Origin of the sequence: Nonomuraea sp. NBC_00507, assembly GCF_036013525.1 — a bacterium.
Taxonomy (GTDB): Bacteria; Actinomycetota; Actinomycetes; order Streptosporangiales; family Streptosporangiaceae; genus Nonomuraea.
This window is the reverse complement of record NZ_CP107853.1, coordinates 8582120-8595285: the sequence shown is the minus strand read 5'-3', so window position 1 is coordinate 8595285 and position 13166 is coordinate 8582120. Positions and strand designations below refer to the sequence as shown.

14 protein-coding genes and 1 riboswitch are annotated in these 13166 nt (G+C 68.7%); of the genes, 5 read left to right on the top strand and 9 right to left on the bottom strand.

The window, feature by feature from the left end; genetic code table 11:
- Nucleotides 1–82: 82 nt before the first annotated feature.
- Both OHA25_RS41430 and OHA25_RS41425 read right to left on the bottom strand, forming a co-directional pair.
- Nucleotides 83–739 (bottom strand): response regulator transcription factor, encoded by a 657-nt coding sequence (locus tag OHA25_RS41430; protein ID WP_327582372.1) that lies wholly within the window; start codon nucleotides 737–739, stop codon nucleotides 83–85.
- Nucleotides 736–1971 carry a sensor histidine kinase gene (locus OHA25_RS41425; protein WP_327582371.1) on the bottom strand — a complete coding sequence of 412 codons (1236 nt, stop codon included), beginning with the start codon at nucleotides 1969–1971 and terminating at the stop codon, nucleotides 736–738. Before OHA25_RS41425 ends, OHA25_RS41430 begins: the two co-directional genes overlap by 4 nt.
- A gap of 206 nt (nucleotides 1972–2177) precedes the next feature.
- Here OHA25_RS41425 and OHA25_RS41420 point away from each other — a divergent pair, with 206 nt between their 5' ends.
- The 3 genes from OHA25_RS41420 to OHA25_RS41410 all read left to right on the top strand — a co-directional run bounded on the left by OHA25_RS41420 (nucleotide 2178) and on the right by OHA25_RS41410 (nucleotide 3985).
- Nucleotides 2178–2390 (top strand): hypothetical protein, encoded by a 213-nt coding sequence (locus OHA25_RS41420; RefSeq protein ID WP_327582370.1) that lies wholly within the window; start codon nucleotides 2178–2180, stop codon nucleotides 2388–2390.
- A complete protein-coding gene (locus tag OHA25_RS41415) occupies nucleotides 2387–2920 on the top strand; it encodes a hypothetical protein (RefSeq protein ID WP_327582369.1) in 534 nt (177 codons plus the stop codon). Before OHA25_RS41420 ends, OHA25_RS41415 begins: the two co-directional genes overlap by 4 nt.
- Nucleotides 2921–3048: 128 nt before the next feature.
- Nucleotides 3049–3202, top strand: a riboswitch (cyclic di-AMP (ydaO/yuaA leader).
- A gap of 15 nt (nucleotides 3203–3217) precedes the next feature.
- Nucleotides 3218–3985 carry a CHAP domain-containing protein gene (locus OHA25_RS41410; RefSeq protein WP_327582368.1) on the top strand — a complete coding sequence of 256 codons (768 nt, stop codon included), beginning with the start codon at nucleotides 3218–3220 and terminating at the stop codon, nucleotides 3983–3985.
- A gap of 12 nt (nucleotides 3986–3997) precedes the next feature.
- Here the strand turns inward: OHA25_RS41410 and OHA25_RS41405 are convergent, their stop codons facing one another.
- The 4 genes from OHA25_RS41405 to OHA25_RS41390 all read right to left on the bottom strand — a co-directional run bounded on the left by OHA25_RS41405 (nucleotide 3998) and on the right by OHA25_RS41390 (nucleotide 7495).
- The gene (locus OHA25_RS41405) at nucleotides 3998–4876 is read right to left on the bottom strand and encodes a F510_1955 family glycosylhydrolase (protein WP_327582367.1); all 879 of its coding nucleotides are present in this window, start codon (nucleotides 4874–4876) and stop codon (nucleotides 3998–4000) included.
- 42 nt (nucleotides 4877–4918) lie between these two features.
- Complete coding sequence (locus OHA25_RS41400) at nucleotides 4919–5866, bottom strand: M56 family metallopeptidase (protein WP_327582366.1); 948 nt, start codon at nucleotides 5864–5866, stop codon at nucleotides 4919–4921.
- A gap of 2 nt (nucleotides 5867–5868) precedes the next feature.
- On the bottom strand, nucleotides 5869–6243 hold the full coding sequence (locus OHA25_RS41395; protein ID WP_327582365.1) for a BlaI/MecI/CopY family transcriptional regulator: 375 nt from the start codon (nucleotides 6241–6243) through the stop codon (nucleotides 5869–5871).
- Between the two features lie 73 nt (nucleotides 6244–6316).
- A complete protein-coding gene (locus OHA25_RS41390; protein ID WP_327582364.1) occupies nucleotides 6317–7495 on the bottom strand; it encodes an NAD(P)/FAD-dependent oxidoreductase in 1179 nt (392 codons plus the stop codon).
- A 149-nt stretch (nucleotides 7496–7644) separates the two neighbouring features.
- Between OHA25_RS41390 and OHA25_RS41385 the strand changes: the two genes are divergently transcribed.
- Nucleotides 7645–7860 carry a heavy-metal-associated domain-containing protein gene (locus tag OHA25_RS41385; RefSeq protein ID WP_327582363.1) on the top strand — a complete coding sequence of 72 codons (216 nt, stop codon included), beginning with the start codon at nucleotides 7645–7647 and terminating at the stop codon, nucleotides 7858–7860.
- Nucleotides 7861–8507: 647 nt separating this feature from the next.
- A complete protein-coding gene (locus OHA25_RS41380; RefSeq protein ID WP_327582362.1) occupies nucleotides 8508–9128 on the top strand; it encodes a DUF305 domain-containing protein in 621 nt (206 codons plus the stop codon).
- A 95-nt stretch (nucleotides 9129–9223) separates the two neighbouring features.
- Here OHA25_RS41380 and OHA25_RS41375 read toward each other — a convergent pair whose 3' ends face one another.
- The 3 genes from OHA25_RS41375 to OHA25_RS41365 are packed head-to-tail and all read right to left on the bottom strand — an operon-like array spanning nucleotide 9224 to nucleotide 12998.
- Nucleotides 9224–11515, bottom strand: a complete 2292-nt coding sequence (locus OHA25_RS41375; protein WP_327582361.1) for a xanthine dehydrogenase family protein molybdopterin-binding subunit — start codon at nucleotides 11513–11515, stop codon at nucleotides 9224–9226.
- Entirely contained in the window at nucleotides 11512–12489 is a 978-nt protein-coding gene (locus OHA25_RS41370; RefSeq protein WP_327582360.1) for an FAD binding domain-containing protein, read from the bottom strand. Before OHA25_RS41370 ends, OHA25_RS41375 begins: the two co-directional genes overlap by 4 nt.
- On the bottom strand, nucleotides 12486–12998 hold the full coding sequence (locus OHA25_RS41365) for a 2Fe-2S iron-sulfur cluster-binding protein (protein ID WP_327582359.1): 513 nt from the start codon (nucleotides 12996–12998) through the stop codon (nucleotides 12486–12488). Before OHA25_RS41365 ends, OHA25_RS41370 begins: the two co-directional genes overlap by 4 nt.
- Between the last annotated feature and the right edge of the window lie 168 nt (nucleotides 12999–13166).

Sequence of the window (13166 nt, the reverse complement as noted above, 5' to 3'; positions counted from 1 at the left end):
TTCGCCTGGGCGCGGAGGAGATCTCACGCGGTACGAGCGTGCCCAGGCTCAACGCGGGGCTGTCGTAGATATGGAGGCTAGCTCACCGTTGTAGCTGGTTCAGGCCGCTCTCGTACGCGAAGATCACGGCTTGGACGCGGTCGCGTAGATCGAGCTTCATGAGGAGTCGTTTGACATGGGTCCTGATCGTCGATTCCTCGACAACAAAGGCGGCCGCGATCTCGCGGTTGGACAGGCCCCGGGCGATGAGCTGGAGAACTTCCCTCTCGCGCGGGGTCAGCCCGGCCACCCGGGCTTGATCGGTGAGGTCGGGGGTGGGTTGCTGCGCCATGCGGTCGATGACGCGCCGGGTGACCGGCGGCGACAGGAGCGAATCGCCGGCGGCGATCACATGCACCGCGGTGATGAGCTCTTCGGGTCGGGTGCGTTTGAGCAGGAAGCCGGAAGCGCCGGCGCGCAGCGCGCCGAAGATGTAGTCGTCCTGGTCGAAGGTAGTGAGGATCAGCACCTTCACGTCCGGGGCCATACGTGACAGCTCGCGGGTTGTCGCGATCCCGTCGAGGTCGGGCATGCGAATATCCATGAGCACGACATCGGGCCTGAGTCGGCAGGCACGCTCGATCGCCTCCCGCCCGGTCGAGGCCTGGCCGATGATCTGAATCGTCGGATCGTTGGACAGCAATTCGATGAGTCCGGCGCGCATCAGGTCGTCGTCGTCGCTGATCAGCACCCGCGTCATGGGCGGTGGCCTCCGTAGGGGATGCACGCGCGTACGCGAAACTTGTCGTCGGCGTGCTCGACGGCAAGGCTACCGTTGAGCAGGGTGGCGCGTTCCCGCATGCCGATCAGCCCATGCCCTCCGCTCCTGCGGGGGATGCTGTTGACCCGTACGGGGTTGGTGACGCTGACGTTGACGGCCGTCTCGCCGAAGGTCAACTCGATCCCGGCCGTGCCCGTTCCGTGGCGGGCCGCGTTCGTGAGCGCCTCCTGCAGGATCCGGTACGCGGCCTGGTCGGCGGGGCCGCTGAGGACGTGCGGCGAGCCGGAGGTGGCGACTGTCACGTGCAACCCCGCTGCCGAGTGGTGCGCGATCAAGGTGTCGAGTGACGCGAGTCCGGGCGGGGCCTCGACGGCTGCATTGGGGGCTCTCTTGCGCAGACTGCCGACGATCTGGTCGATTTCCTCAACCGTCTGCCGTGCCAGTTCTTCGATGGCCTCCAGCGCCTGGAGCGAGCGATCAGGATCCTTATGGTGCCGCAGCCGGGCCGCGCCGGCGCGGACGGCTATCACGCTGATGGCGTGGCCGGCCGAGTCATGCAGATCGCGGCCGATGCGGGCGCGTTCCTCCACGGTGGCGAGCAGCCGCTCGCGCTCGGCCTCGCGCTCGGCGCGCATGGCACGTGCTTGGAGTTCGGCGATCTGCTCACGCCGCAGGCGTGTTCGCTCGCCGGCGAACCAGGCCAAGGCCCAGGCGGCGGGGGTAAGGGAAAGTACCTCGATCCTTGGGAAGGTGCCGGTCGCCGCGGCGGTCGAACCCAGGTAAATCCCCAGATAGGTCACGCCCAGGCCGCTTACGGTGGCTGTGGTCCGCCGCGTCCAGGGGTGGCGCTGTTCGCGGCTGGCGGTGAGCAGGTAGAGCGCGGCGACGGGGCCGAGCATCGGGGCGCCTCCGTATCCGAGGCCGGCCAGCAGCGTGCTGGAAGCCGCGGTCACGGCGAACACGCCGAGAGGGAAGCGCCGCCAGGCGAGCAGCGGCAGCGCGGAGCATCCCACGAGCGCCAGGCCCATCACATCGATGCTTTCGGATCCAACGTGAGGGACGTCCATGCCGCGATGCGGAAGGAGCCCGAGTCCATGCGCCAGCAGAGCCAGGGAACCGACGAACACGACGATCGTCAGCGTGATGTCGAACAGCACTCCCCAGACTGGCCGGACCGCGAAGAGCCGGTATGCGATGGTCTTCGAGGACACAAACCTAGAGGTTACTCGCGCGGGATCAGCCGAGAATCCCCCCAAAGGGTGACCCTCGTCCACACCGTGGGGACGCGAAGGATCTCCTCTTGAGGGGATTCGCGGTTCGGCCGTTCGTTGTGGACTGGTGGCCATGGCGCTCGACGCCCCGCACATGGCGTCGTGACGCCCGAAACCTGTGGGCCCAAGGAGAAAGGACCGCGAACATGGCTGACCTGTTCCCCGTTCCCGAGCGCAGGACGCCCCCACGCATGCCTCGCTGGGTGAAAGCGGCCGGGATCGTCATCGGCATCCTGGTTCTGGGCTTCACCATCACGCTGCTCACCGGCCTCGGCGGGGAGCACGGACCTGGACGCCACATGCCCGCGGGAAGCGGCGTCACAGATCAGCAGGCCCCGGCCGGGAGCGGCAACAAATGACCATGTCCCCCGGCGTCCGCAAGGCCGCCCTCATCGCCCATGTCACCTCCTCGGTCGGCTGGCTCGGCGCGGTCGCCGCGTACACGGCACTCGATGTCGCTGCAGTGACCAGCCAGGACGTCGCGACCGTCCGAGGCGGATACCTCGCGATGGAGCTGACAGTCTCGTACGTCATCGTCCCCCTGGCCCTCTCGTCGCTGGCCACTGGCCTCCTCCAGTCGCTTGGAACGCCGTGGGGCCTGCTGCGGCACTATTGGGTACTGGTGAAGTTCCTGCTCACGGTCGTTGCCACCGCTGTGTTGCTGAAGGAGACGCAGACGGTCGGCGCTATGGCGGAGTTCGCCGCCTCCGGCGCCGATCCCCGCGCCACGCCCGGCACACTGCTGCACTCCCTCGGCGGCCTCGTGGTGTTGCTCTTGATCACTACCCTCTCCGTGGTCAAGCCGTCGGGGCTGACCCGGTACGGGTGGCGCAAGCAGCAGGAGCAACGCCGTAAGAAGAGCGAGAAGCCCACGGTAACCACGGCATAGACGCGGTGGGTGGGCGGTGCCCAATGTTCTCCTCCAGGCAGATCTTTTGGGCATTACGTCACGATCAGGTCAAGTTCTCTACTACCCTGGGTCGTACTGGCTGGGTGACCTGCCTTCTCCCGAAGGCGACCGGTCAGCCGCTCAATCCCGCCGTGGCGGGAACCGGGGAACCAATCGCGTGGAGCGATCCACGCACGGGGTGAATCGGCCGCATACGCGGTGGTAGGGCGTCTCCTGGCCCGAATCCGTCAGCTAACCCGGTAGGCGGTCAAGGAGAAAGGGCCATTCCCCCGACCCATGGCGTCCATTGCTGAGGGCCTGCTTGAGGCTGCCCAGAAGTATCTCGGCTACCAGGAACAGAGCAACGGCTACACCAAGTTCGGCGACTGGTATTACGCCAACGTGGATCAAAGCGATCCCTATTTCAAGACCGCTCCATGGTGCGACATGTTCATCACGTGGGCTGCCACCCAGGCGGGCGTGGAGAAGTACGTCGGCGAGTTCGCCTACACCGTCGACCATGCGAAGTGGTTCAAGGCTCAAAGGGCCTGGAGTGACACGCCGGAGCCGGGTGCGATCGTCTTCTACGACTGGAGCGGCTCCAAGAACGTCGAGGGCATCGATCACGCGGGCATCGTTGAGAGGGCCGACGGCGAACGGATCTCCACGATCGAGGGCAACGTCGACAAGCTATGGCTGAAGCGCAAGCAGCGCGACCAGAGCAAGGTCGTAGGGTACGGGCTGCCGAGAAAGGTGCAGGAGAAGGCGGGAGACAACGATAGGGAAGTGTTCATGCTCGAAGGCGAACTGGACTCACCTCCGGAGCAGCCTGCCGCGTTCGGGAAAGCCGTGCCGCCGAAAGCCGCGGCGGCGGTCATCGCGCCGAATCCAGCAGAGGCCATGTCCCTCGTAGACACGATGGCCGTCCCGGCAGGCGCCCTCGCCGCGCTGCTCGGCGCCGTCCTGATCATCAAGCGGTCGAGGATGCGGCCATCCGCGCAATCCTCCTCGACGGGTGGGCGGCATCGAAGGACGAGCGACAGGCATCGGAGTTTGGCCGCCTAGCCGGGCGGCGGCTCAGCTTGCGGCGCGGAATGCGGTGGCGAAGGTCTTGCCGCCATCCTTTGACTCCAGCACCGTCCCGTCCTCCAGGGCGACCAGCAGGCGCTGCCGGTCCACGGCCGTGAACGCGACCGCCTGGGTGGGAAGTGCGCCGGCGGCCGACCAGGTCTTGCCGCCGTCCTGACTGGTGTGAATCTTGCCGTCGGCTCCCGGCCCCACCAGCCACCCGCCGGCGAGGGCGTCCACATGGCTGAGCAGGGGCGCTTTCGCCACGTCGGTGAAGTTCACCCCTCCGTCTTCGCTGACCTTCAGCCCATCCGGCGTCGTCACATACACGCGCGAGGGCTCGTCAGCGCCCGCCCCGAGGTCGATCACCCTCTCCTCGGTGCCCTGCGTCCAGGTGGCACCGCCGTCGAGGCTTCGCCAGACCTTCGACGTCTGGCTGTCGAATGCGTAGAGGCTGTCGCCGGCGGGCTGGATGGAGTGGAAATCGGCGGAGCCGTGCTCCGAGATCGACTTCCAGGTGACCCCTGAGTCCGTCGACTTGATGAGGCCGAGGTGCGGCGGGACCCCGGGTGAGACGTCCTCGGCCGAGGGGTGCCCGCTGGCCAGGAAGGTCTTCGGGCCGGCGATCGTGAAGCCCATGTGGTCCTGGTTGCGGTCGGCTACCCGGGCCATGGTGGTCGGAGACGTGACCTTGAACAGCCCGTAATGCCCCGCGACGTAGAGGGCGCCGTCGGCGGAATCGACGCCGAGTCCGTGAACGTGTCCTACGCCCAGGTCCGGCTCAGCCGCTCCGCCGGGCTCCGGCGACGCCTGGCCACAGGCTGCCAGGGCTACAGCCAGCACGACTCCTGCGGCGCCCGTACGCAGCCGCCGACCCACATACCTCATGGCGCGAGTCTACAGTCGGCTACTACCACTCTTCGTAGAAGATCAGAGCGTGATGAGGAAGGAATGGCAATGGTGGGCGAGAAACGCGCCCACGCCTGGGGCCGCGGCCAGGACGGCCGGACCGGCGAGCAGCGCCGCCACCGCCGAGAGTCCCGCGAGGCGTTCGCGCCGGTCGAGCGGCGCCTGCGGGTTCAGCATCCGGCGGACGCGGGTGAGAGCCGTTTCCCCGCCCGCGCCGAGCGCGAAAGCGGGAACCCGTCCGGTCGCCAGCCTTATCAGGGCCGCCGCGATGTGGACGCGCTGGTGATGGCGTGCGGCCACATCGTCGGCCTGCAACTCGACCAGGCGGGCGATCTCGACTCGCGCTTGGTCGAACATCGGCACACGAGGGAACGCCTGAGCCAGAGTCTCGGCGGCGGCCAGCACCAGGTGATGGCGCTCGCGCAGGTGTGCCTGCTCATGGGCGAGCACGGCGGCGACCTGCTCTGGCGCCAGCGAGCGCAGCGCGCCGGTGGTGATGACGGCGTGTCCCTTCCGGCCGGGCAGGCAGTACACCAGGCGCTCCTCGTAGTCCACCACGAGTGCGTCGAGGTCGTGATCGTGCTCGCCCAGCAGGGCGAGTGCCTCGGCATGCCGCCGGCGTGCGCGGCGCGCGCCCAGCATGACGGCTCCACCGGTGTAGGCCAGCCGTGCCAGGACGAGCCCGCCGACGGCGAGGCCGATCCGGGTGCTCGTCGAGCTCAATATCGCCTCATCGCCCAGCAGGGCGGCGCAGGCCTCGAACAGCCCCGCCAGGCCGTGCCCCACCACGGAGGCGGGCACGGCGACGGCGAACGCCGACAGCAGCGCCGAGGCGACCACCGACGCACTCGCCGCCTGCCACATGGCGATGGCCAACCTGGGCGCACGGTCGGCCCAGGTGGCCCGCCTCAGCATCCTCGGCAGCACCAAGGCCGCGAACGCGCTGTACACCGCGAGGATGATCGCCACCGTCACTGGCTACGTCCCCTCGGCGGGCACACCTGGAGCGCCGCCTCCAAGGCGCTGGCCTCCTCGGGGGTGAGCCGTTCGAGGAAGTGCACCAGCGTGGCCGCCCTGTTGCCGCTCCTGGCCAGGGACTCGCGCATCACGTCGGCGGTGTAGGCCTCTTTCGACGACACCGCCTCGTAGATGTATGCCCGGCCGACCGGCTTGCGCTTGAGCAGGCCTTTGGTGTGGAGGTTGTCCATCACGGTCATCACCGTCGTGTAAGCCAGGGGGCGGTCCTTGCGGATATGTTCGAGGACGTCCCTGACAGAGGCGGGTGCGTTGGTGGCCCACATGCGATCCATGATCGCGGACTCGAGCTCCCCCAGGCCACGCACCATTTACCAGTCTCCTCTGCCCGCAGTTCGTTCAATGCTACCGGCGGTCGTAGAGTACGGGGAGGGGTTCTTTACGTCACGCCAGGGCGTCCAGGCGGTCGCCGGCCACGATGGCGCGCTTGACGCGGATCAGCTCTTTGGGGGCGTTCACTGCGACCGCGCCGACGAGCACCCCGTCTTTGGCGAAGGCGACCGCGAAGCGGTCCTCCTCCGGCGATCCGGCGACGACGCGGCTGGTGTCAGCGAGGTGCGGCAGGCCGGCGGTCTGGATGCGGGCGCCGTGCACGTGGGTGGCGAAGGACGGGAGGTCGGCGAACGGCTTGGCGTTCTCCGGCCCGGCGAGCAGGTTGAGTGCGGCGATGCCACCCTGGTCGTTGGCGTTCGACCAGTGCTCGACGCGGATGAGCGCGCCGCCGTACAAGCTGTGCGGCCAGCGGGCGACGTCGCCGGCGGCCACCACGTCCGCCGTGCCCATGGCGAACAGCCTGTTGTCGCAGACCACGCCGTCGCTCACCATCAGCCCGCTGCCCTCCAGCCATTCGGTATTCGGCACTACGCCCATGCCTGCGATCACGAGGTCGGCGGGCAGCGTGCGTCCGTTGCTCAGCCGTACGCCGGTCACACGGCCGGTCCCTTCGAATCCAGTCACGCGGGTCTCGCTGACCAGTTCCACGCCGTTGTCTTCGTGGTGGCGGGCGAGCCACCGCGCCGCCTCGGTGCCCAGGACGTTCTTCATCGGGTAAGGGGAGGCGTCGACGAGGATGACCGGCAGGCCGAGGGAGCGGGCGGTTGAGGCGACCTCGCCGCCGATGAACCCGCCGCCGATGACCACCACGCTGCTGGGTCCGGCGGCCAGCTCGGCGCGCAAGGCACGGGAGTCCTCGACCGTGCGCAGGGTGTGCACGCCCTCGGGGTGCTCAGGCAGTCGTCGAGGGCTGGCGCCAGTGGCGATGACGAGGCCGTCGTAGTGGACCTCTGAGCCGTCGTCCAGGGTGAGACGCCGCTCCGAGGCGTTCAGCCGTATCGCGTGGCGACCCTTCAGCCATTGGTCGCCGAGCTCTTCGGCGCCGGGGAGCGTGACCTCGTCGTCCCCCTTCAGCATGCTCTTCGACAGCGGCGGACGGTTGTAGGGGAGATGCCGCTCCGCACCGATCAGCGTGATCGTGCCGTCGAAACCTTCTCGTCGTAGCGCCTGGACTGCCCGGAGACCGGCCAGCGACGCTCCGACGACCGCGATTGCGTTCAGCTGTCTCATGCAAATGGACAATACCCGGCAGGGGTATAGGACACGACGTGAGATAGGTCTCATATACCCCTAGGGGTTGGGGTTGTCGGTGGGACCGTTCGGGCGTATTGTGCAAGCGGCTGATACCTGTTGGGGGTATTGGCGACGAGGGGGTCGAGATGACCAGCGCGAGCGCTACGTACACCGTGAGCGGGATGACCTGCGGCCACTGCGTGGGCACCGTGAAGTCCGAGGTCGGCAAGATCGCCGGCGTGACGGCTGTCGACGTGGACCTGGCCACCGGCAAGGTGACCGTGACCGGCGACGAGCCCATCGGCGAGACGCTCGTGCGCGAGGCCGTGGAGGAGGCGGGCTACGAGCTGACCGCCGTCTGACCCGAGCGCCCGGCGAGAAAGGCGCGAGAAACCGGCTTCTTGGGTGAACCGCCACGGGCCGGGTGCCGTACCCCTCCATGGGGGCACCCGGCCGGCTTGGGCGGGTGCTACTAGTTCCCTTAGTACACTGATGGGTCTCGTGGCATGCCGATCGCCAAGGAGGGCCGATGGGAGTGGTGCGGCGCCGCCTCGCGCGCGGCCTTCTGCTCGTCCTCCTCGCCCTGGGAGTATGCGGCATGCACACCCTGGGGCATGTCCATGACCGGCATGCTGGCTCTCCATCGGATGCGCACGGCATGGGCGTCGCTCAAGAGCCCCTTGTGGCCAGTCCAGCGGCGCTACGGGCTTTCGTCCCCGAGCGTGAGATGCCCGGTTTCGATCCGACCAGTGTCTGCCTGGCCATTCTGACCTCGTTCATGGTCGTGTTGCTGATCGCGGCCTCGGCCAGAGCGGGGCAACAATCTGATGATGGCGGTGGGGCGCCGGCAGCCGTCCCGCGGGTCGCCCGGCCTCCGCCGAAGCCTACGGCGCTGCGGCTGGCGAGTCTCTCGATATTGCGGATATAGGCCGATGACCCGTGCGGACGGGCCTTCGAGGCTGTCCGCGAACAGGCCGACCGTTCCGACCATTCGAGAGACCAAACAACCATGCGTATCAACCGCAAGATCTCCCTCACTGCCGCTACGGGTGCGCTCGCCCTGCTGACCGCCTGTGGCGGGGGCAACGGCGACTCCATGGCCGGACACGAGGGGATGAGCAGCAGCAGCGCGCCTGCCGCCACCACCGCCACCACCGCCAGCACGTCGCCGTCGGCCACCTTCAACGACGGCGACGTCATGTTCGCGCAGATGATGATCCCGCACCACGAGCAGGCCGTCGAGATGGCCGACCTCGCGGCGACGCGCGCGAGCGACCCGGAGATCAAGGAGCTCGCCGTCAAGATCAAGGCTGCTCAGGACCCGGAGATCCAGACCATGAAGGACTGGCTCACCGACTGGAGCATCCACCCGGACTCCGGCGGGATGGGGCACAGCATGCCGGGTGTCATGTCCGAGGAGGACATGAAGAAGCTCGAGGCCGCCAAGGGCAAAGCGTTCGACAAGCTGTTCGTTCAGCAGATGATCGCTCATCACAACGGGGCGATCGAGATGGCCAAGACCGAGCAGGCCAATGGCTCGAACCCCAAGGCCAAGGAACTGGCCAAGACCATCGAGACCACTCAGCAAGCCGAGGTGGAGCAACTGCAGAAGATCCTCGACCGGCTCTGATGCCATGACTGGCCCGGGTACGATCGCACCCGGGCCAGTCATGCCTCACCGGTCGGGGGATGCGGCCCGCGGCTCCCAGGGCCCGCGGCATCGTTCTAAAGCAGCTTGTCGGGCGTGATGGGGAGAGCGCGGATGCGGGTGCCGGTCGCGTGGTAGACGGCGTTGGCGACGGCCGCGGCCACGCCAACGATGCCCAGCTCGCCGATGCCCTTGGCGCCGAGCGGGGTTTGCGGGTCAGGCAGGTTCACGAAGCGGACCTCGATGTCGGGCACGTCGGTGTGGGTGGGGATGTGGTATTCGGCCAGGCTGGCGTTGACGATCCGGCCGGAGCGCTCCTCGAGCAGTGTCTCCTCCATCAGCGCCATGCCGATGCCCTGGATGATGCCACCGCGCATCTGGCTGGTGGCCTGCTTGGGCGAGACGATGCGGCCGCCGTCGAACGCGCCGACCCAGCGTGAGACGCGTACCTCGCCGGTGTCCTCATCGACTCGCACCTCCGCGAAGTGCGCGCCGTAGGTGCTGGTGCCCCGTTTGATGGTCTGGTACGGCACCGCCGACCTGCCGGTCACCTCGACGTGGTCGCGTCCGGCCCGTTCCAGGATGCGCCGGTACGTCTCCCCACGGCCGTCCCTCGTGAAGAGCCCCTCGTCACGCGTCTCCACGTCCTCGGCTCTGCGTCCGGCTAGTGGGCTGCCCTCGGCGAGGGTGAGGAGCTCGCGGACCAGGCGGTCGCGGGCGTTCCAGATGGCCGAGGCGAGGGTCGTGGTGGCCGCCGAGGCGCCGGGGATGCGGGTCTTGGCCACGTCCGAGTCGCCCTGCAGGAAGCGGATCTTGTGCATCGGCACGCCGAGGCGCTGGGCGGCCGCCTGGGTTTGGGCGGTCGAGGTGCCGGCGCCGAGCTCGTTCGTGCTGCTGTGGATGGTGATGGTGCCGTCGGCGGAGAGCTGGAGCCGGACGGCGGCGATGAGCATGGCGTCGGGGTTGAGCGCGGCGGCCATGCCCTGTCCGATGAGCCAGTGCCCGTCCCGGGTGCTGCGCGGTGCCGGGGCGCGCTCGCTCCAGCGGAACGCTTCCGCGCCGAGCGTGTAGGCCTCGCGCAGGTGGCGGCTGGTGAAGCGGTGGCCGGAGATGGGGTCGCGGCCGGGTTCGTTGCGCAGGCGCAGCTCGAGCGGGTCCATGCCGAGCTGGTAGGCGAGTTCGTCCATGGCCGACTCCAGCGCGAACGATCCCGGGGTGACGCCGGGCCCGCGGAAAAAGGCGTTCTGGATCCGGTCCACCCGCACGACCCGCTGGTGGGCGGCGATGCTCGGGCAGGCGTACAGGTGGCGGGAGGGCGCGATGGCGGCCTCGGCGAACTCGTCGATCGTGCAGGTGGACAGGGCGTCGTGGACGATGGCGGTCAGCCGCCCGTCGGCGTCGGCGCCCAGTGCGATCCTGCTCCGGGTGGGCGCTCGGCCGCCGGTCATGTGGAAGGTGTGCGCGCGTGACAGCACGAGCTTGACCGGCCGGCCTGCCAGTTTGGCGGCGGCCACGGTGAGCGCCACGTGCGGCCAGGCCGTGGTCTTGCCGCCGAACCCGCCGCCGATGTACGGCGCCAGCACGTGCACCCGGTCCGGCGGCAGGCCGAACTTCTTGGCGAGCATCTCCTTCACCCCGTACGGGTACTGCGAGGTGTCGTGCACGGTGAGATCGTCGCCGTCCCACATCGCCACGGTGGCGTGGGGTTCCAGCGCGTTGTGATATTCGAGCGGCGTGGTGTAGACCCCACGCACGCTGGCCGCCGCGGCGGCCAGCCCGGCGCGCGCGTCGCCGACTACGGTCTTCGACTCCTCCAGCACCGAGTGGGCCGGGGTGTAGGCGCCCTCGTCCGTCATCGCCAGCGTGGCCGGCTCTACCTCGTAGCGCACCTCGACGAGCCGGGCGGCGTGCTCGGCCTGCTCTTGGGTCTCGGCCACGACGACCGCGACCGGCTGGCCGTGCCAGAAGACCCGGTCCGTGTTCATGATCGGTAGCGTCATGGCGGCGGCCGCCACCACGCCCTTGAGCGTGGCGTACGCGCCGGTGGGCTTCATCGGTGGCGCGTTCTCGTGCGTCATCACCAGCACCACCCCGGGCGCCGCGAGCGCTCGGGAGGAGTCGACGGCGGTGATGCGGCCCTTGGCGATCGTGCTGGGCACGGCGACGGCGTAGGCGAGCCGCACGGGGAGGTGGTCGGCGGTGTAGCGGATGCCGCCGGACACCTTCGCCGGCCCGTCGAGCCGCTCAACGTGGCGGCCGATGTCGCCGGTTTGGACTGACAGCGGGTCGTGGCGGCCGTCGGGCAGGAGCTTGGATACCTTGCCCAAGGCGCGCGTGGCGAGGCTGAAACCGCGTGCGGCAATGTTCATGACGACCTCGCCAGGTCCATGAGCGTACGCCGGACCAGCCGCCGGGCCATCTCGGCCTTGAACGCGTTGTGCTCCAGCGGGCGTGCCCCAGCGACCGCCTCCTCCGCGGCCCGGGCGAAAGCCGCCTCGTCGGCCGCCGCTCCGATCAGGAGCTCCTCGGCTGCGTACGCGCGCCACGGCTTGTGCGCCACACCGCCCAGCGCGATGCGCGCCACCGCGACCCGGCCCTCCTCGACGCGCAGCAGCACAGCGGCGCTGATCAGCGCGAACGCGTAACTGGCCCGGTCGCGCACCTTGACGTAGTCACCGGAGACCGGTGGCCAGGGCGGCAGGTCCACGCTCGTGACCAGCTCTCCGCTCCGCAGCACGGTCTCGACATGAGGTGTCTCGCCCGGCAGGAGGTGGAAGTCGGTGACCGGCACGCTGCGCTCGCCTTCGGGGCCGGTGAGGTTGACGGTCGCGTCCAGGGCGGCGAGGGCCACGCACATGTCGGAGGGATGCACGGCGACGCAGCTCGAGCTCGCGCCCAGGATGGCGTGCCCGCGGTTGAACCCGGCGAGGGCGTCGCATCCTGCGCCGGGCGTCCGCTTGTTGCAGGCGGCGGTGAGGTCGTAGAAGTAGCGGCAGCGTGTCCGCTGGAGCAGGTTGCCGCCGATGGTCGCGCGGTTTCGGAGCTGCGGTGAGGCGCCTTTGAGGAGGGCGCGAGCGAGCACGGGGTAGCGGTGGCGGACTCGGTCGTCGGCGGCGACGTGCGCGTTGCGGGCCAGCGCGCCCAGGCGCAGCCCGCTGTCCGGCAGGTCGTCGACGGCAGCCAGGGGTAGGCGTGAGATGTCGACGACCCGCTCGGGCCGCTCCACCTCCTCGCGCATGAGGTCGAACAGGTTCGTCCCGCCGGCCAGGTATCTCACCTGCGGGCCCGCTAGTTCAACTGCCTCGGCCACATCTTCTGCTCGTACGTAGGCGAACTCCCTCATGCCTCGGCCACCTCCCTGATGGCGGCCACGATGCCGTTGTAGGCGCCGCACCTGCACAGGTTTCCCGCCATCCGCTCCCTGATCTCGGTGTCGGTGAGCGCTGCGGGCTCGGTCAGGTCCTCGGTTACCGCGCTCGGGCGGCCGTGGCGGTGTTCGGCCAGCATGGCGACGGTCGAGCAGATCTGACCGGAGGTGCAGTAGCCGCATTGGAATCCGTCGTGCGACAGGAACGCCTGTTGCACCTTGGTGCCCAGCTCATGACCCGCCATGGCTTCGATGGTGATGATCTCCACGCCGTCGCACTGCACGGCGGGCGTCAGGCACGCGTTGATCCGCTCACCGTCGACCAGAACCGTGCAGGCCCCGCAGGCTCCCTGGTCGCAGCCCTTCTTGGTGCCGGTTAGATCCAGATGCTCGCGCAGGCAGTCGAGCAGGCTGACGCGGGGATCCAGCGATAGCTCGTACGCCTGCCCGTTCACGCGCAGACAGATCGGGATATGGCCGTTCATCGACGCCTCCGATTTCGTACATGTGTGTACGACTTATCGGCACCACCATACCCCTTGGATGTATGAAGCGGACGGCTGGGTGCGACAGTGGCGTCCGTTGAGCATTGCTGCCCCTCGCGCCGCTCCGTGCCGGGGCGCTCGTGCTCCGGTCGGCCAGCGCGTCTAGGA

Excerpts from the sequence above, each read along its gene's own strand:
- OHA25_RS41395 (WP_327582365.1), bottom strand. The coding sequence starts at position 6,243 with ATGGTGCGTGGCCTGGGGGAGCTCGAGTCCGCGATCATGGATCGCATG.
- OHA25_RS41370 (WP_327582360.1), bottom strand. The coding sequence starts at position 12,489 with ATGAGGGAGTTCGCCTACGTACGAGCAGAAGATGTGGCCGAGGCAGTT.
- OHA25_RS41415 (WP_327582369.1), top strand. The coding sequence starts at position 2,387 with ATGACCATGTCCCCCGGCGTCCGCAAGGCCGCCCTCATCGCCCATGTC.
- OHA25_RS41365 (WP_327582359.1), bottom strand. The coding sequence starts at position 12,998 with ATGAACGGCCATATCCCGATCTGTCTGCGCGTGAACGGGCAGGCGTAC.
- OHA25_RS41405 (WP_327582367.1), bottom strand. The coding sequence starts at position 4,876 with ATGAGGTATGTGGGTCGGCGGCTGCGTACGGGCGCCGCAGGAGTCGTG.
- OHA25_RS41420 (WP_327582370.1), top strand. The coding sequence starts at position 2,178 with ATGGCTGACCTGTTCCCCGTTCCCGAGCGCAGGACGCCCCCACGCATG.
- OHA25_RS41380 (WP_327582362.1), top strand. The coding sequence starts at position 8,508 with ATGCGTATCAACCGCAAGATCTCCCTCACTGCCGCTACGGGTGCGCTC.
- OHA25_RS41385 (WP_327582363.1), top strand. The coding sequence starts at position 7,645 with ATGACCAGCGCGAGCGCTACGTACACCGTGAGCGGGATGACCTGCGGC.
- OHA25_RS41430 (WP_327582372.1), bottom strand. The coding sequence starts at position 739 with ATGACGCGGGTGCTGATCAGCGACGACGACGACCTGATGCGCGCCGGA.
- OHA25_RS41410 (WP_327582368.1), top strand. The coding sequence starts at position 3,218 with ATGGCGTCCATTGCTGAGGGCCTGCTTGAGGCTGCCCAGAAGTATCTC.
- OHA25_RS41390 (WP_327582364.1), bottom strand. The coding sequence starts at position 7,495 with ATGAGACAGCTGAACGCAATCGCGGTCGTCGGAGCGTCGCTGGCCGGT.
- OHA25_RS41375 (WP_327582361.1), bottom strand. The coding sequence starts at position 11,515 with ATGAACATTGCCGCACGCGGTTTCAGCCTCGCCACGCGCGCCTTGGGC.